Source organism: Pseudomonas sp. LBUM1640 (assembly GCF_059716225.1).
Genome location: NZ_CP166816.1, coordinates 5,530,849 through 5,549,139 on the forward strand (window position 1 = coordinate 5,530,849; position 18,291 = coordinate 5,549,139).

19 protein-coding genes are annotated in these 18,291 nt (G+C 59.3%); 5 read left to right on the forward strand and 14 right to left on the reverse strand.

The annotated features are described in order from the left end of the window. Positions 1–127: 127 nt before the first annotated feature. The 8 genes from ruvB to ACA065_RS24510 all read right to left on the reverse strand — a co-directional run bounded on the left by ruvB (position 128) and on the right by ACA065_RS24510 (position 6,714). On the reverse strand, positions 128–1,186 hold the full coding sequence (gene ruvB, locus ACA065_RS24475; protein ID WP_122306421.1) for a Holliday junction branch migration DNA helicase RuvB: 1,059 nt from the start codon (positions 1,184–1,186) through the stop codon (positions 128–130). Then, positions 1,187–1,798: a Holliday junction branch migration protein RuvA gene (gene ruvA, locus ACA065_RS24480; RefSeq protein WP_025854761.1), complete on the reverse strand. Its 612-nt coding sequence runs from the start codon at positions 1,796–1,798 to the stop codon at positions 1,187–1,189. 67 nt (positions 1,799–1,865) lie between these two features. Then, positions 1,866–2,390: a crossover junction endodeoxyribonuclease RuvC gene (gene ruvC / locus ACA065_RS24485; protein ID WP_024077147.1), complete on the reverse strand. Its 525-nt coding sequence runs from the start codon at positions 2,388–2,390 to the stop codon at positions 1,866–1,868. A gap of 157 nt (positions 2,391–2,547) precedes the next feature. Further along, positions 2,548–3,294: a YebC/PmpR family DNA-binding transcriptional regulator gene (locus tag ACA065_RS24490; RefSeq protein WP_497691885.1), complete on the reverse strand. Its 747-nt coding sequence runs from the start codon at positions 3,292–3,294 to the stop codon at positions 2,548–2,550. Between the two features lie 150 nt (positions 3,295–3,444). Further along, a complete protein-coding gene (aspS, locus tag ACA065_RS24495; protein WP_497691886.1) occupies positions 3,445–5,220 on the reverse strand; it encodes an aspartate--tRNA ligase in 1,776 nt (591 codons plus the stop codon). A gap of 107 nt (positions 5,221–5,327) precedes the next feature. After that, positions 5,328–5,549 carry an FmdB family zinc ribbon protein gene (locus tag ACA065_RS24500; protein ID WP_497691887.1) on the reverse strand — a complete coding sequence of 74 codons (222 nt, stop codon included), beginning with the start codon at positions 5,547–5,549 and terminating at the stop codon, positions 5,328–5,330. Between the two features lie 168 nt (positions 5,550–5,717). Beyond that, a complete protein-coding gene (locus ACA065_RS24505; protein WP_497691888.1) occupies positions 5,718–6,059 on the reverse strand; it encodes a ribbon-helix-helix domain-containing protein in 342 nt (113 codons plus the stop codon). 181 nt (positions 6,060–6,240) lie between these two features. Beyond that, positions 6,241–6,714 carry a Dps family protein gene (locus ACA065_RS24510; protein ID WP_003193874.1) on the reverse strand — a complete coding sequence of 158 codons (474 nt, stop codon included), beginning with the start codon at positions 6,712–6,714 and terminating at the stop codon, positions 6,241–6,243. Positions 6,715–7,156: 442 nt separating this feature from the next. Here ACA065_RS24510 and ACA065_RS24515 point away from each other — a divergent pair, with 442 nt between their 5' ends. Then, positions 7,157–7,759: a cold-shock protein gene (locus ACA065_RS24515; RefSeq protein ID WP_083356990.1), complete on the forward strand. Its 603-nt coding sequence runs from the start codon at positions 7,157–7,159 to the stop codon at positions 7,757–7,759. 77 nt (positions 7,760–7,836) lie between these two features. Here the strand turns inward: ACA065_RS24515 and ACA065_RS24520 are convergent, their stop codons facing one another. Together ACA065_RS24520 and ACA065_RS24525 are read right to left on the reverse strand one after the other, a co-directional pair. After that, a complete protein-coding gene (locus tag ACA065_RS24520) occupies positions 7,837–8,043 on the reverse strand; it encodes a SlyX family protein (RefSeq protein ID WP_017847119.1) in 207 nt (68 codons plus the stop codon). 3 nt (positions 8,044–8,046) lie between these two features. Next, positions 8,047–8,472 (reverse strand): HIT domain-containing protein, encoded by a 426-nt coding sequence (locus ACA065_RS24525; RefSeq protein ID WP_497691889.1) that lies wholly within the window; start codon positions 8,470–8,472, stop codon positions 8,047–8,049. A 740-nt stretch (positions 8,473–9,212) separates the two neighbouring features. On the opposite strand from ACA065_RS24525, the gene ACA065_RS24530 reads away from it, so the two are divergent. Further along, the gene (locus ACA065_RS24530) at positions 9,213–10,511 is read left to right on the forward strand and encodes an OprD family porin (RefSeq protein ID WP_497691890.1); all 1,299 of its coding nucleotides are present in this window, start codon (positions 9,213–9,215) and stop codon (positions 10,509–10,511) included. 190 nt (positions 10,512–10,701) lie between these two features. On the opposite strand, the gene ACA065_RS24535 is transcribed toward ACA065_RS24530, so the two are convergent. Continuing rightward, entirely contained in the window at positions 10,702–11,544 is an 843-nt protein-coding gene (locus ACA065_RS24535; protein WP_497691891.1) for a mechanosensitive ion channel family protein, read from the reverse strand. 136 nt (positions 11,545–11,680) lie between these two features. After that, positions 11,681–12,166 (reverse strand): YajQ family cyclic di-GMP-binding protein, encoded by a 486-nt coding sequence (locus ACA065_RS24540; protein ID WP_053135814.1) that lies wholly within the window; start codon positions 12,164–12,166, stop codon positions 11,681–11,683. 123 nt (positions 12,167–12,289) lie between these two features. Between ACA065_RS24540 and ACA065_RS24545 the strand changes: the two genes are divergently transcribed. The 3 genes from ACA065_RS24545 to ACA065_RS24555 are packed head-to-tail and all read left to right on the forward strand — an operon-like array spanning position 12,290 to position 15,868. Further along, positions 12,290–13,207: a putative 2-dehydropantoate 2-reductase gene (locus ACA065_RS24545; RefSeq protein ID WP_497691892.1), complete on the forward strand. Its 918-nt coding sequence runs from the start codon at positions 12,290–12,292 to the stop codon at positions 13,205–13,207. A gap of 46 nt (positions 13,208–13,253) precedes the next feature. Next, on the forward strand, positions 13,254–15,287 hold the full coding sequence (locus ACA065_RS24550) for a sensor histidine kinase (RefSeq protein ID WP_497691893.1): 2,034 nt from the start codon (positions 13,254–13,256) through the stop codon (positions 15,285–15,287). A gap of 2 nt (positions 15,288–15,289) precedes the next feature. Next, positions 15,290–15,868, forward strand: coding sequence for a cob(I)yrinic acid a,c-diamide adenosyltransferase (locus ACA065_RS24555; RefSeq protein WP_497691894.1), 579 nt, complete (start codon positions 15,290–15,292; stop codon positions 15,866–15,868). A gap of 173 nt (positions 15,869–16,041) precedes the next feature. Here ACA065_RS24555 and ACA065_RS24560 read toward each other — a convergent pair whose 3' ends face one another. Together ACA065_RS24560 and argJ are read right to left on the reverse strand one after the other, a co-directional pair. After that, positions 16,042–16,986 (reverse strand): Nudix family hydrolase, encoded by a 945-nt coding sequence (locus ACA065_RS24560; protein WP_497691895.1) that lies wholly within the window; start codon positions 16,984–16,986, stop codon positions 16,042–16,044. A 20-nt stretch (positions 16,987–17,006) separates the two neighbouring features. Next, entirely contained in the window at positions 17,007–18,224 is a 1,218-nt protein-coding gene (gene argJ / locus ACA065_RS24565; protein ID WP_497691896.1) for a bifunctional glutamate N-acetyltransferase/amino-acid acetyltransferase ArgJ, read from the reverse strand. Positions 18,225–18,291 lie beyond the last annotated feature (67 nt).

An 18,291-nucleotide genomic window follows, 5' to 3' on the forward strand; every position in this document is an offset into this window, starting at 1 on the left:
CTCCTCAGGTTGCCAATCCGGCTGGGCAACTGTTTTTTCCATTCTCTGAAACATTTGCAGCAACTGAATGACGCTACCAGCCACTAGGACAGCACAAAGCTAAGATAAATCGACTGGCGTGACCTTTTTAATCGTCCACTGCATCGAGGAATTCGTCTACTACAGGCATCTCGCCCAATCGTGACGGAATGTTTAACCCGAAGTGCAAATAGGCGTGGCGCGTCACCACCCGGCCCCTTGGCGTACGCATGATGTAGCCCTGCTGGATCAGGTACGGCTCCAGCACATCCTCAATAGTGTGGCGCTCTTCACTGATCGCCGCCGCCAGGCTGTCCACGCCCACCGGGCCGCCATCGAACTTCTCGATCATGGTCAAGAGTAGACGTCGATCCTGATGATCAAAGCCATGCTCGTCCACATCCAACAGGTTCAACGCCAGATCGGCCACGGCCTTGGTGATATGCCCCTTGGCCCGCACCTCGGCAAAATCGCGCACACGCCGCAACAAACGGTTGGCGATCCGTGGCGTGCCACGCGCCCTGCGGGCGATCTCAAACGCGCCTTCCGGGTCCAGGGGCAAGCCGAGGATGCTCGCCGAACGGCTGACGATGGTGGCCAGGTCTGCAGTGCTATAGAACTCCAGACGTTGAACAATGCCGAAACGGTCTCGCAACGGGTTGGTCAGCATGCCCGCACGGGTGGTCGCGCCCACCAGCGTGAACGGCGGCAGGTCGAGCTTGATCGAGCGGGCCGCCGGGCCTTCGCCGATCATGATGTCGAGCTGAAAGTCTTCCATGGCCGGGTACAGCACTTCCTCGACAATCGGCGACAGCCGGTGAATCTCGTCGATAAACAGTACGTCGTGCGGCTCAAGGTTGGTCAGCAATGCTGCCAGGTCACCCGGACGCTCCAGCACCGGGCCGGAGGTGGACTTGATCGACACGCCCATTTCATTGGCGATGATCATTGCCAAGGTGGTTTTACCCAGCCCCGGCGGGCCGAAGATCAACGTGTGATCCAGGGACTCGCTGCGCCCGCGCGCCGCCTGGATGAACAACTCCATTTGCTCGCGCACGGTGGGCTGGCCGATGTAGTCGGCCAGGCTCAGCGGGCGGATGGCCCGGTCCTGGACTTCTTCACGGTCGCGCGGGCCGGTGGCCGCGATCAGACGATCAGCTTCAATCACTTAAATCATTCCCTTCAGGGCTCGGCGGATCATGTCTTCGCTGCTCAGGTTCTTGTCCTTGATGGCCGATACGGCTTTGCTCGCTTCCTGCGGCTTGTAGCCCAGGGAGATCAGCGCGCTGACCGCATCGCTTTCGGCGCTGGCAACCTGGCCTGCCGGCATATCCGGCTGGTTCGGCACCAGGGCAAACATGCTCGGTACGACCTCCCAGGCCTTGAAGCGGTCCTTGAGTTCCACCAGCAGGCGCTCAGCGGTTTTCTTGCCCACCCCCGGCACCTTGGTCAACGCCGAGGTGTCCTGGGCCGAAACCGCACGTACCAGCTCATCCACTTCCAGGCTCGACATCAACGCCAGCGCGAGCTTGGGGCCCACGCCGTTCAGGCGAATCAACTCGCGGAAGAAGTCGCGATCACGCTTGCCAATGAAACCATAGAGCAATTGCGCGTCTTCACGCACCACCAAATGGGTGTGCAGGGTCAGCGGTTCGCCGACCGACGGTAAGCGGTAAAGGGTGGTCATGGGCACTTCCAGCTCATACCCCAACCCATTGACATCCAGAATCAGGTGCGGCGGCTGTTTCTCAGCCAGGGTGCCGCGCAAGCGTCCAATCACGGTTCAGATCCTTAAAGCTTGAGGTCAGATCAAGGCCTGACCGGAAATTACGATTGCGCTGATGCTATCAGAGACGCAGCCGCCCGCCACGACTGCGTGCCGTGCCCAGGCCATGCGGCAGCAAGCTTGAGCGAGTGTGCGCATGGCAAATGGCAATAGCCAGGGCGTCGGAGGCGTCGATCTGCGGTTTTGAGGTGAGTTTGAGCATGTGCATAACCATCATCTGCACTTGCTCTTTATTTGCTGCACCGGTGCCGACCACGGCCTGCTTGACCTGGGTCGCGGTGTATTCGGCGATTTCCATGCCTTCCTCGGCACCGGCGACGATAGCCGCGCCCCGCGCCTGGCCAAGTTTGAGTGCGGAGTCGGCGTTTTTGGCCATGAACACTTTTTCGATACCCATGGTCACCGGGCCGTAGGTCTGGATCACTTCACGCACGCCGCGATAGACGATCTGCAGGCGCTCGGCCAACTCGCCCGCACCCGTGCGGATGCAGCCCGAGGCGACGTAGACGCAGCCGCGCGGGGTGTGTTGCACCACGCCAAAACCGGTGATGCGCGAACCGGGGTCGATACCTAGGATTAAAGTCATAACGCCTGCGGGTTGGGTAAAACTCAATTTTTGCGGCCAACATCGATCAAATGCGGGAGCTGGCTTGCCTGGGATGCAGACACCTCGGTGCTTCTTCTGAACCGAGGTGATGCTATCGCAGGCAAGCCAGCTCCCACATTTTGATCTACATCATCCTTCAGACCAGCTGTGCTGCCACTTCTTCCGGGATGTCGGCGTTCGAGTACACGTTCTGCACGTCATCCAGGTCTTCGAGCATGTCCAACATCTTCAGCACCTTCTGCGCACCGTCCAGGTCCAGCTCGGCGCTGGTGGTCGGCAACATCACGATTTCCGCATCAGTGCCTTTGAAACCCGCGGCTTCCAAGGCGTTGCGCACCGCATAGAAACCTGCGAACGAGGTGAATACGTCGATGGAGCCGTCTTCGTTGGTCACCACGTCGTCGGCATCGGCCTCCATTGCGGCTTCGATCAGTGCGTCTTCATCCACGCCCGGTGCAAAGGTGATCTGCCCCTTGCGCTCGAACAGGTACGCCACCGAACCGTCGGTGCCCAGGTTACCGCCGCATTTGCTGAACGCGTGGCGCACGGCTGCCGCAGTACGGTTGCGGTTGTCGGTCATGCACTCGACCATCACCGCCACGCCGCCCGGGCCGTAGCCTTCGTAGCTCAGCTCGACCATGTCGTCGGTGTCGGCCGCGCCGGCCCCACGGGCCACGGCGCGGTCGATGATGTCGCGGCTCATGTTCGCGCCCAAGGCCTTGTCCAGCGCCAGGCGCAGACGCGGGTTGGAGCCCGGGTCACCGCCACCCTGGCGGGCAGCGACGGTCAGCTCGCGAATCCACTTGGTGAAGATCTTGCCTTTCTTGGCATCCTGACGCTCTTTGCGGTGCTTGATGTTCGCCCACTTGGAATGGCCAGCCATAACACAACTCCGAAATTCTCTAGAAACCTTAACAATCCCGCCCCAGGCAGGATTTCCCTCTTAAAAGCACAACCCTTGTAACGCAAAGGCGCATCCGAAGATGCGCCTTTTTAGACTGCGTAAACCTCAGTGCGCTTTCACGCAGCAGCCTTACTCAGCCTTCGGCGTCTCGCGCAGACGGATGTGCAGTTCGCGCAACGCCTTGGCATCCACTACACCTGGAGCCTGGGTCATGACGTCCGCAGCACTCTGGGTTTTCGGGAAGGCGATCACTTCACGGATCGACTGGGCGCCGGTCATCAGCATCACCAAGCGGTCCAGACCGAACGCCAGGCCACCGTGCGGCGGTGCGCCGTACTTCAGGGCGTCGAGCAGGAAGCCGAATTTCTCTTCCTGTTCCGCTTCGTTGATGCCCAGCAGACGGAATACCGCTTGCTGCATCTCTTTGCGGTGAATACGGATCGAACCGCCACCCAGCTCGGTGCCGTTCAAGACCATGTCGTAGGCACGCGACAGCGCGCCGGCCGGGTTGGCTGCCAACTCTTCAGGCGAGCACTTCGGCGCCGTGAACGGGTGGTGCAAGGCGCTGAAGCTGCCGTCGTCGTTCTCTTCGAACATCGGGAAGTCGACCACCCACATCGGGGCCCACTTGCAGGTCAGCAGGTCCAGGTCGTGGCCCAGCTTGATGCGCAGTGCACCCAACGCTTCGCTGACGATCTTGGCTTTGTCGGCGCCGAAGAACACGATGTCGCCGTCGACCGCACCGACGCGATCCAGGATCGCGTTCAGGTTGTCCAGCGGAATGTTTTTCACGATTGGCGACTGCAGGCCATCAACGCCGTTTGCACGCTCGTTGACCTTGATGTACGCCAGGCCCTTGGCACCGTAGATGCCGACGAACTTGGTGTAGTCGTCGATCTGCTTGCGCGGCATGCTGGCGCCGCCAGGTACGCGCAGGGCGGCGATGCGGCATTTAGGGTCGTTGGCCGGGCCGCTGAACACCTTGAAGTCGACTGCTTTGAGTTGGTCGGCCACGTCCACCAGTTCCAGCGGGTTACGCAGGTCTGGCTTGTCGGAACCGTAGCGGCGCATGGCTTCTTCGAAGGTCATGTGCGGGAATTCGCCGAATTCCAGGTCCAGCACTTCCTTGAACAGGTTGCGGATCATTTGCTCGGTCAGGCCCATGATCTCTTTTTCATCGAGGAAGCTGGTCTCGATGTCGATCTGGGTGAATTCAGGCTGGCGGTCAGCGCGCAGGTCTTCGTCGCGAAAGCACTTGGCGATCTGGTAGTAACGGTCGAAGCCGGCCACCATCAGCAGTTGCTTGAACAGCTGCGGCGATTGCGGCAAGGCGAAGAAGGAACCGGCGTGAGTCCGGCTCGGCACCAGGTAGTCACGCGCGCCTTCCGGGGTGGCCCGGGTGAGGATCGGCGTCTCGACGTCAAGGAAGCCGTTTTCGTCGAGGAAGCGGCGGATGCTGGTGGTCATGCGCGAGCGCAGACGCAGCTTCTCGGCCATTTCCGGGCGACGCAGGTCCAGGAAGCGGTAGCGCAGGCGAGTTTCTTCGCCCACATCGGAGTACTCGTTGAGTGGGAACGGCGGGGTTTCCGACTCGTTCAGCACTTCCAGCTCGTAACCCAGCACTTCGATGGCGCCGGAGGCCATGTTCGCGTTCACCGCGCCGGCCGGACGCAGGCGAACCTTGCCGGTGATTTTAACGACGTATTCGCTGCGCACGCGGTCGGCGGCGGCGAAGCTTTCAGCGCGGTCCGGGTCGAACACCACCTGGGCCAGACCATCACGATCACGGATATCGAGGAAGATCACCCCGCCGTGGTCGCGGCGACGGTGAACCCATCCGCAAAGGGTGATTTCCTGACCTTCCAGGGTCTCGTTCAGTTGGCCGCAATAGTGGCTGCGCATCATGGTAGTGGTTTCACTTCTCGTAATTCGAAATTCGGTGGAGGCTCGCCTCGTCACCGTACAGTTAAGCAGGGGACGGATAATGCAGGAGCCTGCGCGTAGAGTTCAACTCAGTCTGCTTTGTCGCCGACCGCCAGATTCTTCTTGGCGCCGGTCTTGAAGTCGGTCTCGTACCAGCCACCACCGCTAAGGCGGAAGCCCGGCATGGACAACATCTTCTTCAGCTCAGGCGCCTGGCAGGCAGGGCAATCGACCAGCGGCGCGGCGCTGATCTTCTGAATGGCTTCCAACTGATGACCACAGGAAGCACATTGATAGTCGTACATGGGCATGGAGATGTCTCGGCGATCAGATCGTAACGGCGCCACGCCAGCCCTGTGGACAAGCCCGGGACGCGTAGCAAAGCGCGGCATTATATCTGGTAAATCGACACAGCGCAGCCGGCTTTGCGCCCCAAGGCCGGCCCACCATGACGGAAGGCCGGCTCCGAAACCGCCGGATTAATCGGCGCTCATCGGGGTTGTGTGAGCTTTTAATACGTGAACCACGCATACCACCCTGACCAGCCCACTGAAGTTCTTCACTCCCCCATAACGCAAATGCACTTCCCGATCGACATAAGACAACAACGCGCTGACTGAGCAGGCATTGATCCTGGCTATCTCCGTGAGGATATTCCAATAGATCTGTTCGAGCCGCAGGCAGGTGGAAAACCCGTTGAGCCTGACCGACCGGGATAATGGCTTGGCCAGTCCCATGTCGAACCCTTTTGCAAAGGGGTCGACCTTTATCTTATGAAAACCACAGGTTTCCATCACTCCATTACCCACTCCGCGTGACATACACCTGACACTCCATTGCCAAACAACAGCCCATGGGTTTCTCCCATGGAACAGTGGGGTCTATAAAACATCAGGATGCGCGGGGCGGCCAGAAGACGGGGAGTCGATAGTCGTAGGACAACGCTAGGAAGCGCGGCGAAACAACTGAGCGGCGCCAGGGCGGCGCCACTCAGGCGTTGGCTTACTGGTTTTCGAGCAGAGAACGCAGCATCCACGCGGTTTTTTCATGAACCTGCATACGCTGGGTCAGCAAATCCGCGGTCGGCTCATCACTGACCTTGTCAAGCAATGGGAAGATGCCGCGCGCGGTGCGAGTCACCGCCTCCTGGCCCGCCACCAGCTGCTTGATCATCTCTTCAGCGCTGGGCACACCCTCTTCTTCCTTGATCGAAGACAGACGGGCGTAGATCGAATAGGCACCCGGCGCCGGGAAACCCAGGGCACGGATACGCTCGGCAATGGAGTCCACTGCCAGCGCCAGTTCGTTGTACTGCTCTTCAAACATCAAGTGCAGCGTACGAAACATGGGGCCCGTGACGTTCCAATGAAAGTTGTGGGTCTTCAAATACAGTACGTAGGTATCGGACAGCAGTCGTGAAAGTCCGTCGACGATGGATTTACGGTCTTCTTCACTGATACCAATATCGATTGCCATGTTTTTCCCCTTCAATTGACGAGCATTCATTGATCAGGTGCAGGACCACTCTAGCAAGAGTGCAGGCTGTGCGCAGCCCGACACACACAGCTTGTGTGCGACAAATCGCCCCTCTGCGCCTACCTCTGCCCCCCGCCTGACAGCGGCGCACAAGCCTTTGCGCAGAGTAGGAAAACGCTAAAAATGCCGTTCAAAAAGCCCGCACCTGTCTAGGACAAGTGTTTGACGCAGAAATGCCATCGCGCTCGCAACACCCCGAAATGCTTGATTTGAGTAGGCACAGCCTTTGCTGTTAAATAGACGTCGTGTGGTGAGCCGTTTATTTCTGCGGCACGCCACATAGGCTGATACCCGTGCACGTGCCCAACGCCTCCCATTGTTCAGAAGCGAACCGTGCCAGTCAGCTCTTCCTTGTGATCCTTCTTAACGTGAGTTAATCAAAATGTTGAAAATCGTCCACCTGCTAACGGGCGTTGCAGCGTTGCTGCTGTCCTTTATACCGAGCTTGCAACAGGGAAGCCCTCCCTACCTGGAACAACACGACGCTCTGTACCTGGCCTTGTTCGGCCTTCTTAACCTGACGCTGGCACCGGTGATCCCTTACTGGAACAAAGGCACGCGTCATCAACTGCAAAACCTGGTCAGCGCGCTGCTGGTACTGACCGTTGTCGTTCAAACCCTCACCCTCCTCGCACCGATGCCTGAAGTTGGCGGCCACCCGGCCATCCTGCTCAGCCTGGTGATTGCTGTGGTCGCCATCGTTCTTCACCTGGCCATCAGCTTCTACCGTTCGTCTCCCGCCGCTGCGTCGCAAAACTACGACATGACCAACCGGGATACCGGGACCGTCAAGTGGTTCAACACCTCCAAAGGCTTCGGCTTTATTTCCCGCGATTCGGGCGACGATATCTTCGTCCACTTCCGGGCCATCCGCGGCGAAGGTCATCGCGTTCTGGTCGAAGGCCAGCGCGTGGAGTTCTCCGTCATGAACCGCGACAAGGGCCTGCAAGCCGAAGACGTGATCGCGGCATTGCCGCGTCGCTGATTCCCACCCTCGGCGCAATAAAAAACCGCGATCCAGCACTGCTGGGTCGCGGTTTTTTTATGCGCTGCACTGAAGCATTAATAATGCGGCGGCGGCGCTTCTTCTTCGGATGACTCAAACTGCCCACCCATTTCTTCCTGGCGCTTGAGCAGCGCCGTCATCTGCAGTTGCAGGCGCTCAACCGCACGCTGCTGGGTGACGAGGATGTCATTGAGGGTCTCAATGGTGTCGTCCTGAAACGCCAGGCGGCTTTCCAGATCGGTGACGCGGTCTTGCAGGTCCATGGCTCAGTCCTGGGTAAAGATGAAGTCGGCAGGCAATAGCGCGCGCAGTCGGGTGCGAATCGCCGCCACTTGCTCTTCGGTATACGGCCGGGCCGGGTGCTTGCCCCAGACCGGTGCCGGCCAGGCAGCATCGTCGCGTTTGCGCACGATCACATGCACATGCAACTGGCTGACGACGTTACCCAGCGCGCCAATGTTCATCTTGTCGGCCGCCAGGCCTTCATTGAGCCGTTGTGCCAGAGCCGTCGTTTCTTCCCACAACGTGTGTTGATCGGCGACATCCAGTTGAAACACTTCGCTGATACCGTTTATCCGCGGCACCAGGATGAACCAAGGGTAATTCGCGTCATTGGACAGCAGCAGGCGGCAGAGTGGGAAGTCCCCAATAGCCAGTGTGTCTTGTTGCAGGCGTTGATCTAAGGCGAACACGCGGGCACTCCGTTCGGCAAGTCAGTTCAGGCGCCCAGCATACCTTCGAATGCTCAAGGCTTCACCGCGAATACGAGGAGCTTTGAAGCGGCTCAATAAAAAACCGCACCCTTTCGAGGCAGGCGAATATTTGAGCTACGCTAAATCGGGCCTGAACGGGATGCACCAAAATGACCCACCTGTGCCTCAAAGGGATCCGCCAACTACCCACTCAGCGGGGTGAACCGGTAACGTTTTGCTCTGGCACACGATTTATGTACGCCCCCACAGGTGAAACACCCGGGCGTCAAGCCCAAACCAAACGACGTAAAAAGCCCGTGCTTATGCGGTTTTTACACGGCCGTAACGTTTTTCACGAAAAAATGACATTCGGTTACGGCTTTGTGCACGCTTGTTGCATTCACACTCGTATCGTCGGCAACGGCACCCGTTTGGAAGCGAGTGTTTCGCGATAAAAACAGTAGCGTTTGAGTGCACTCCAAGGACGAATTCAAACTTCGAAAGGGGTCTGAAAACAGCACTTAAGTTGTCAGCCTGGTGACATTCGGGCTGTGAATTTGCGACACGGAACTAGCAATTTACGACAGCCTCGTAAAGAAGCTGAAAGGATAGATGACTCAGTATCGTCAATAGGGTCTGCGTGATATAACTTTGCGCCGACACAAAAAAGAAAGAGCCGCCCAGATAAAAATACAGGTGGGACGGCAGTACTCTTCCTAAAACCAAAGGAGCAAATCACGATGCGCGTGATGAAGTGGAGCATGATCGCCCTGGCTGTTTCAGCAGGCACCTCGCAGTTCGCAATGGCGTCCGCCCAAAGCGATTCCAAAGGCTTTGTTGAAGACAGCACTTTCAGCATTAATACGCGTGCGCTGTATTTCAGCCGCGACAAACGTAACAATGATTCCGGCCAAAGCCGCAGCGAAGAAACCGGCCTGGGCTTCAACGGCCTGTACCAGTCGGGCTTCACCCAAGGCACCATCGGTGTAGGTGTTGACGCCATTGGCCTGCTGGGCGTCAAGCTCGACAGCGGCAAGGGCCGCGCCGGTACGGGCTTGTTCCCTACGGGTGCTGACGGTCGTTCGCAGGACGATTACTCCAAGGGCGGCGCAGCCATCAAGTTCCGTATCTCTGATACCGTCTTGAAAATCGGCGACCAGTACACCACCGCTCCTGTTTTCGCCTCTGACGACAGCCGCTTGCTTCCAGAGCTGCCACAGGGCGTTTCGATCACCAGCAACGAGATCAAGGGCCTGAAGCTCGAAGCCGGTCACTTCACTTCGATCGTCGCACAGTCGCAAACCTACAAAGACAGTATCAGCGACAGCAGTAACGTGGGCAACGTAGGCCTCAAGGAAGCTAACTTCGTCGGCGGCGTATATGCCTGGACTCCAGAGCTCACCACCAGCCTCTACTACTCCAAAGTCGAAGACTACTGGCGCAAATACTACGCCAACGTCAACTGGACCCATGCTCTGAGCAATGACCAGTCACTGGCTTTCGACTTCAACATCTACGACACCAAGAGCGAAGGTGCCGGCCTGCAACGCGCAGAGAAAGACAACACCACCAAGCTCGACAACCGCGCGTTCAGCTTGCAGGGTGCCTACACCATTGGCGCTCATACCTTCACCCTGGCAGCCCAGAAAGTCACCGGCGACGGCGACTACGGCTACGGCATCGACGGCGGCGGCACGATCTTCCTGGCCAACTCCATCGCCCGTTCCGACTTCAACGCTGAAGGCGAAAAGTCCTTCCAGGCGCGTTACGACATCAACATGGCCACCTTCGGCATTCCTGGCCTGAGCTTCATGACGCGTTACGTAACGGGTAGCGGCGCGAACACCGGCACCACGTCGAACGGTAAAGAGTGGGAACGCGATATCGAAGGCAAATACGTGATCCAGAGCGGCCCAGCCAAAGACCTGAGCCTGCGTATCCGCCAAGCGACCTATCGTTCGTCTGACGGTGTTTACTACGGTTCGGCGTCTATCGACGAACTGCGTCTGATCGCACAATACCCGCTGAACATCTTGTAATTGGCCGTTTAATTACAACGATGACTTAAGGCTTCGGCCTTAAACAAAAAGCCGCTCCCCTGTTTACAAGGGAGCGGCTTTTTTATTGCAGTTTTATTTCATTCGAAAAATAACTAGCAAGCTAACTAACGAGATTAATGGCCCGCGTCGAACCTGACCTATCGGCCAAGTTCGAAACCGTGCTGCTTAGTTACTTAGTCGCCGATTCCTGCATCACTCGAATAACTCGCTGCGGGAAAGGAATATCAATCCCTGCGCCTTTCAACCGATCACGTGCCAGTTCATTAAGCATGAACACCACGTCCCAGTAATCTGACGTCTTGGTCCAGCAACGCAAAGACACCGTGATCGAGCTGTCGCCCAAGGTCGACACCACGGCTACCGCCGCAGGATCAGCCAGCACGCGCGGGTCTTTTGCCAGCTCCAACAGCACTTCGCGGGCTTTCTGCAGGTCGGCTTCGTAGTCGACACCCACGTCAAACACCACCTTGCGGGTCGGCTGGCGGTTGGTGTTGGTGATGATGCCGTTGGACAGGATGCCGTTCGGCACGATCACGGTCTTGTTGTCGCCGGTACGCAGCACGGTGTGGAAAATCTGGATGCTGTCGACGGTGCCGGAAGTGCCCTGAGCTTCGATCCAGTCACCAATGCGAAACGGACGGAACAACAGAATCAGCACGCCACCGGCGAAGTTGGTCAGGCTGCCTTGCAACGCCATGCCGATGGCAAAGCCTGCAGCTGCGATAGCCGCAACGAACGAAGTGGTTTCCACACCGACCATCGACGCCACGCTGATCACCAGCATGATCTTGAGCAGGATGTTCACAATGCTGGTAACAAAGCTCTGCAGCGCCAGGTCAGCGTTACGCATGGCCAACAGACGACCCATCTTATGGGTCAGTTTGTTGATCAACCACCAGCCGATGGCCAGCGTGATCACAGCCAGTAGTACCCGGCTGCCGTATTCCATGATCATTGGGATCCAGGACTGTGAGGTCTTGATCAGGTGATCCACTTCAGCGTTCAAATCCATCTATCTTCTCCTGTTGCGCGGATGTGCGGCTTTATTGACTGCCTTAAAACGCAAATGAGCCCCGAAGGGCTCAAGTGTAGGCACTGTTTCTGGGGCGTGGGACGTCAAAAACGCCCACAGGTTCCGCAATGTGCCATCAGTCGCGGAAGTTATTGAACTGCAGTGGCATGTCGAAGGTCTTGGCGCGCAGGGCGGCAATCGCGTCCTGCAAGTCATCACGCTTCTTGCCGGTCACACGCACCTGCTCACCCTGGATCGCAGCCTGCACTTTCAGCTTGGCATCCTTGATATGCGCAACGATTTTCTTCGCCAGCTCTTTGTCGATGCCTTCCTTGAGTACCGCTTCCTGCTTCATCAGCTTGCCGGAGGCGTAAGCATCTTTGATTTCAAGGCACTGCGCGTCGATCTTGCGCTTGACCAGGGACAGCTTGAGGATCTCGATCATCGCTTCCAGCTGGAAATCGGCTTCAGCGGTCAGGTTGACGGTCAGTTCCTTTTCCTTGAATTCGAAGCTGCCCTTGCCTTTCAAGTCATAGCGACGGTCCAGTTCCTTGACGGCGTTCTCGACGGCGTTGGTGACTTCGTGTTTGTCCAGTTCGGATACCACGTCGAACGAAGGCATGTCATTTCTCCAATATAAGGGGCGGGCTCAGTAGAGATGGAGCGCGCCCGAGCTAAAATGCCGAGGCATTATAGCGGTTCTTTCGCCCCGTTCACTGTGAGCGACCCCACGGAGCATAAACTGATGTCGACCACCTGGCACATTCTCGGCGCCGGCAGCCTGGGCACACTCTGGGCCACCCGTCTGGCCCGCGCGGGCCTGCCCGTCAAACTGATCCTGCGCGACGCTGCGCGCCTGGCCAGCTATCAGTCGGCTAAAGGTCTGACACTGGTTGAGCAAGGCGTAGAACACACCTACCCGGTGATCGGCGAAACACCTGACAGCCCTGAGCCGATTCATCGACTGCTGGTGGCGTGCAAAGCCTACGATGCCCAAAGCGCCATCGCGAAGCTGCAACACCGATTGGTGCCGGATGCCGAACTGATCCTGTTGCAAAACGGCCTCGGCAGCCAGGACGCGGTGGCCGCACAGCTTCCCCAGGTGCGCTGTATCTTTGCCTCCAGCACCGAAGGCGCATTCCGCGATGGCGATTGGCGCGTGGTGTTTGCCGGCCATGGCTACACCTGGCTGGGGGACGTGGGCCACCCTACGCCACCGCTGTGGCTGGACGAGCTGAACGCCGCCGGCATTCCCCACGAATGGAGCACCGACATTCTTACGCGCCTGTGGCGCAAGCTGGCCCTCAATTGCGCCATCAACCCATTGACCGTGCTGTACCAGTGCCGCAATGGCGGCCTGCAAGCGCATCAATGTGAAGTCGCGACCCTGTGCGCCGAGTTGACCGAGCTACTTGAGTGTTGCGGCCAACCGGCAGCCGCCGAGGCGTTGCACAGCGAAGTGGAACGGGTGATCCAGGCCACTGCAGCCAACTACTCTTCCATGTATCAGGACGTGGCCAACGCCCGGCGCACCGAAATCAGTTATCTGCTGGGCTATGCCTGCTCAGCGGCCGCCCGTCACCAATTGGTCCTGCCACATCTGCAACAGCTGCAAGCGCGCCTGGTAGACCACTTGCACGCACGCGGATTGGCCAGCGACTGAGGCACGCGCTACCCTGCCTAACTGTCTATCACCTGGGAAACCCCTGATGCCACTGCGCCAGCGTCTTGAAAATCTACCGGTAGGGCAGAAACTGCTGGCCGCCCTGCTGGTGTTGTTGACCACCGTATTGCTGGTGGCCAACCTGACGTTTATCAGCGCCGCCTATTGGATCTCCCAGGAAAGCATGGCGCCCCAGGCGCTGCAGGCCATCGGTCGGCTGGTATCGAACCCCTCCCTTGCCGGTGAAGCCCTGGAATCCCCGGCCAAAGCCGAAGCCCTGCTCAATGAGCTGACCAGCTACTCCCCTCTGCGCGCTGCGGCGTTGTACGACGGTGATGGCACGCGCCTGGCGCAGATGCAACACGGCAATCGCCTGCAGTTGCCGGAAAACTACCGGCATATCGAAGCTTGGCGCGTTACCGAGTTTCGCAGTAACCAAGTCATCACCCTGCCCCGCACCGGCCAGCCTTCCGGGCATTTGCTGTTGGTGGCCAGCAGTGAACTGCCGGTGGCCTTCTACACCGGCACACTGACTGCCAGCCTGGGCATCCTGATTTTCAGTGTGTTGCTCTGGCTGGTCATCGCCCGGCAGATCAAACGCCTGATCACCCGCCCTATCCACGAGCTGGAAGAACTCTCGCGCCAGGTCACCCGCGAAGAGAACTACGCCCTGCGTGCCGGGCGCGGCAACCATGATGAAATCGGCAGCCTGGCCGAAGCGTTCAACACCATGCTGTCGCGCATCGAGGCCCGCGAGCAGCAGCTCAAGCGCGCGCGCGACGACTCCCAGGCGGCTTACGATCAAGCCCAAGGCCTGGCTGAAGAAACGCGTCACACCAACCGCAAACTGGAGCTGGAAGTGCAGGTGCGCAGCAAGATCGAGAAGAAGCTCACCGGTTTCCAGAACTACCTGAACAGCATCATCGACTCGATGCCCTCGGCGCTGATCGCCCTGGACGAACAGCTCTATGTGACGCAGTGGAACCAGGAGGCCAGCGCACTTTCCGGCACGCGCCTGGACGAAGCGCTGAACCAGCCGATCTTCCTCGCGTTCCAGCCACTCAAGCCCTACCTGCCGCAAATCAAGGCCACAGTTGAGCAACACAGCGTGGAACGTATTGAGCGTGTGACATGGGTCAAGGACGACGAGGCCAAGCATTACGCCCTGACGTTTTACCCGCTGATGGGCGGCGCCGGGCGCGGCGTGGTCATCCGTATCGACGACATCACCCAGCGTTTGTCCCTGGAAGAGATGATGGTGCAGTCGGAGAAAATGCTCTCCGTCGGCGGCCTTGCCGCAGGCATGGCGCATGAGATCAACAACCCGCTGGGCGCGATCCTGCACAACGTGCAGAACATTCGCCGTCGCCTGTCCCCCGACCTGCCGAAGAACCTGGAACACGCCGAACAGGTAGGCATCGAACTGGACACGGTCAACCGTTACCTGCAAAGCCGCGAAGTGCCGCAACTGCTCGACGGCATTCAGCAAGCCGGCGCACGGGCAGCGAAGATCGTCACCCACATGCTCAGTTTCAGCCGCCTCAGCAATCGCCGGATGGCGCCCTGTGACTTGCCGGCACTGATTGACCAAGCGGTAGAAATTGCCGGTAATGACTTTGACCTGACGATAGGTTTCGACTTCAAGGGCCAGGCGATCATCCGCCAATTCGACCCGCAACTCGGCCCGGTGCCAGGCACCGCCAACGAGCTTGAGCAAGTGTTGCTCAACCTGCTGAAAAACGCCGCTCAAGCCATTCACCTGCGAGAAGACGACCGTGAACCTGGGCGCATTATCCTGCGCACCCGCCTCAATCCACCTTGGGCGGAGATCCAGGTGGAAGACAACGGCATCGGCATGAGCGAAAACGTGCGCAAACGTACCTTCGAACCGTTCTTCACCACCAAGGAGATCGGCCAAGGCACCGGGCTTGGGCTGTCGGTGTCATATTTCATCATCACCAATAACCACAAGGGCCAGATGGAGGTGCACTCCACCCTCGGCCAAGGCACCTGCTTCACCCTGCGCCTGCCGTTGGCCGGCAGCCAAATTCCATCAGACCTGACTCAACTGGAGCAATGACCATGGGCTTTCGCCTGTCGAAGATCTACACGCGTACCGGCGACAAGGGCGAAACGGGCCTGGGCGACGGCCGTCGCGTGCCCAAGGACCACCCACGGGTAGAAGCCATTGGCGAAGTGGACACGCTGAACAGTCAGTTGGGTTTACTGCTGGCCAACCTCGAAGAACAGAGCGGCAAGCACCCGCAACTCAATGATGTGATTGAGGTGCTTACGCCTTGCCAGCATCGGTTGTTCGACTTGGGCGGTGAGCTGGCAATGCCGGTGTACAAGGCACTGAATGCGGCCGAGGTCGACCGGTTGGAAGCGGCGATTGATCGCTGGAATGAAGAAGTCGGGCCGCTGGAAAACTTCATCTTGCCCGGTGGTTCAGCGCTGATCGCCCAAGCCCACGTATGCCGCAGCCTGGCGCGCAGTGCGGAACGGCGCTGTCAGCACTTGAACACGGTGGAGCCGCTGGAAGGCGTGGGGTTGGCGTATATCAATCGGTTGTCGGATTTGCTGTTTGTCGCGGCGCGGGTGATAGCCAAGCGACAGGGTGTTGCGGAGGTGTTGTGGCAGGCCGCCGCAAAACCCCACTAAGATCGTTCCCACGCTCTGCGTGGGCACGATCATCAAAGCCACACTGATTTTTTTGGTGACTGATCTGGCCCCTTCGCGAGCAAGCCCGCTCCCACATTTGACTGCATTCCAACGTTGGAACTCGATCGAATGTGGGAGCGGGCTTGCTCGCGAAGAGGCCCGTCAGAACAACATCAAACCTGCGGCCAGAACGCCCGAATGCCTGCCACACCCTGAGCCCCAGCGGCCCAAGCCTGTTCCCGCTCAGCCGGCCCAACGCCGCCGAGCAAGAACACCGGCTTGCTGAACCCACTGATCAACTGCGCCGCCTGCTCCCAACCCAACGGCTGAGCATCCGGGTGCGTCTGGGTCGGCTGCACCGGCGACAGCGTGACAAAATCCACGTCCATCATTTGCGCCAGCGCCAACTCTTCAGCGTTGTGACACGAGGCCGCCAACCAGCGGTCTTTCGGCAGCGGGCGGCCCTTGCTCGCGTATTTACGCAACTGCGCCGCGGTCATGTGCCAGCCGGCAGCCGGAAAATCCCCCAGCCACTCAAACGGGCCCTTAAGCATCAGTTGCGCCTTGCCGGCACACAGGCCAACAGCGTCTACGGCCAGGTCGCGGTATTTCGGGTCGTAGCCATTAGGCGCACGCAACTGGATCAGCTTGATACCACCGGCAACGGCCTGTTGAATACCGCGCAGCAACACCGGGGTTTCCAGCTCGCCAGGAGTGATCAGGTACTCAGCCGGTAGCCGCGCCGCCGCAACGATCGGGGCGTTGGCCGCCGGGAATTCATAGTTGATCAAATCCCGAGGAGCCACCCATTCCAACGGCTGCCCTTCGGCACCATGGGGCTCGCCGGTAAAGGCCGAGACTTCCCAGACATCCAGCAACACCTGTTTGTCCGGGTAGTCATGTTGCACCTTGATCAGCGGCCGCGCCGTGATGACCGCAATGCCCAATTCTTCCTGCAACTCGCGCGACAGCGCAGTGGCGACCGACTCATCGGCCTCCACCTTGCCACCGGGAAACTCCCAGAGGCCGCCTTGATGCTGGGTATCGGCGCGGCGTGCCAGCAGAATCCTGCCATCGACGCCACGGATCACCGCTGCTGCTACATGCACTCGTTTCACCGCGCTTATCCTCTTTGCTATCAGGTGCGGTATTCCGCATTGATCTTCACGTACTCGTGGGACAGGTCGGTGGTCCAGATGGTTTCGCTGCACTCGCCGCGACCCAACTCGATGCGGATGGTGATTTCTTCCTGCTGCATCACCGCCGAGCCCTGGGCTTCGGTGTAGGTTTCGGCGCGGGCGCCACGGCTGGCGATGCACACGTCGCCCAGGAACACGTCGATCTTGCTCACGTCCAGATCCGGCACGCCGGCACGGCCAACGGCGGCAAGGATACGGCCCCAGTTCGGGTCAGAGGCAAACAGTGCGGTCTTGATCAGCGGCGAATGCGCCACGGTGTAGCCCACATCCAGGCATTCCTGGTGGTTGCCGCCGCCGTTGACTTCAACGGTAACGAACTTGGTTGCGCCTTCGCCGTCACGCACGATGGCCTGGGCCACGTCCATGCACACTTCAAACACCGCCTGCTTCAGCGCGGCGAACAGCGGGCCTTCGGTGGACGTGATTTCCGGCAGGTTGGCCTGGCCGGTCGCAATCAGCATGCAGCAGTCGTTGGTCGAGGTATCACCATCGATGGTGATGCGGTTGAACGACTTGTTGGCGCCGTCCAGCATCAGGCGCTGCAACACGTCACGGGAAACTTTGGCGTCGGTGGCAATGTAGCCGAGCATGGTGGCCATGTTCGGGCGGATCATGCCCGCGCCTTTGCTGATACCGGTCACGGTGATGGTCACGCCGTCATGCACGAACTGGCGGCTCGCGCCTTTGGGCAGCGTGTCGGTGGTCATGATGCCGGTTGCAGCGGCGGCCCAGTTATCCACAGACAGGTCGTCCAGCGCGGCTTGCAGGGCGCCTTCGATTTTTTCCACGGGCAGTGGCTCACCGATCACGCCGGTGGAGTACGGCAGCACTTGGCTGGCGTCCACGCCGGTCAACTGGGCCAGCTTGGCGCAGGTGCGCGCAGCGGCCGCCAGGCCTGGCTCGCCGGTGCCTGCGTTGGCATTACCGGTGTTGGTCAGCAGGTAACGAATCGGGCCGGCCACACGTTGCTTGGCCAGGATCACCGGCGCCGCGCAGAACGCGTTGAGGGTGAACACACCCGCGACCGTCGAGCCTTCGGCACAGCGCATCACCACCACATCCTTGCGCCCCGGGCGTTTGATGCCGGCCGAAGCGATACCGAGTTCAAAACCGGCAACCGGGTGCAATGTGGGCAAAGGACCAAGACCAACAGCCATGAATGCGCTCCTTAAAAATAGGTGATGTCTGTGCCGTCGCGATCGACGGTGAATTAATGGCAAAACG

Coding starts and splice junctions, on each gene's coding strand:
- argJ (WP_497691896.1), bottom strand. CDS start 18,224: ATGGCTGTTGGTCTTGGTCCTTTGCCCACATTGCACCCGGTTGCCGGT.
- ACA065_RS24530 (WP_497691890.1), top strand. CDS start 9,213: ATGCGCGTGATGAAGTGGAGCATGATCGCCCTGGCTGTTTCAGCAGGC.
- ACA065_RS24515 (WP_083356990.1), top strand. CDS start 7,157: ATGTTGAAAATCGTCCACCTGCTAACGGGCGTTGCAGCGTTGCTGCTG.
- ACA065_RS24540 (WP_053135814.1), bottom strand. CDS start 12,166: ATGCCTTCGTTCGACGTGGTATCCGAACTGGACAAACACGAAGTCACC.
- aspS (WP_497691886.1), bottom strand. CDS start 5,220: ATGATGCGCAGCCACTATTGCGGCCAACTGAACGAGACCCTGGAAGGT.
- ruvC (WP_024077147.1), bottom strand. CDS start 2,390: ATGACTTTAATCCTAGGTATCGACCCCGGTTCGCGCATCACCGGTTTT.
- ACA065_RS24490 (WP_497691885.1), bottom strand. CDS start 3,294: ATGGCTGGCCATTCCAAGTGGGCGAACATCAAGCACCGCAAAGAGCGT.
- ACA065_RS24550 (WP_497691893.1), top strand. CDS start 13,254: ATGCCACTGCGCCAGCGTCTTGAAAATCTACCGGTAGGGCAGAAACTG.
- ACA065_RS24500 (WP_497691887.1), bottom strand. CDS start 5,549: ATGCCCATGTACGACTATCAATGTGCTTCCTGTGGTCATCAGTTGGAA.
- ACA065_RS24505 (WP_497691888.1), bottom strand. CDS start 6,059: ATGTCACGCGGAGTGGGTAATGGAGTGATGGAAACCTGTGGTTTTCAT.
- ACA065_RS24535 (WP_497691891.1), bottom strand. CDS start 11,544: ATGGATTTGAACGCTGAAGTGGATCACCTGATCAAGACCTCACAGTCC.
- ACA065_RS24545 (WP_497691892.1), top strand. CDS start 12,290: ATGTCGACCACCTGGCACATTCTCGGCGCCGGCAGCCTGGGCACACTC.
- ACA065_RS24555 (WP_497691894.1), top strand. CDS start 15,290: ATGGGCTTTCGCCTGTCGAAGATCTACACGCGTACCGGCGACAAGGGC.
- ACA065_RS24520 (WP_017847119.1), bottom strand. CDS start 8,043: ATGGACCTGCAAGACCGCGTCACCGATCTGGAAAGCCGCCTGGCGTTT.
- ACA065_RS24510 (WP_003193874.1), bottom strand. CDS start 6,714: ATGGCAATCGATATTGGTATCAGTGAAGAAGACCGTAAATCCATCGTC.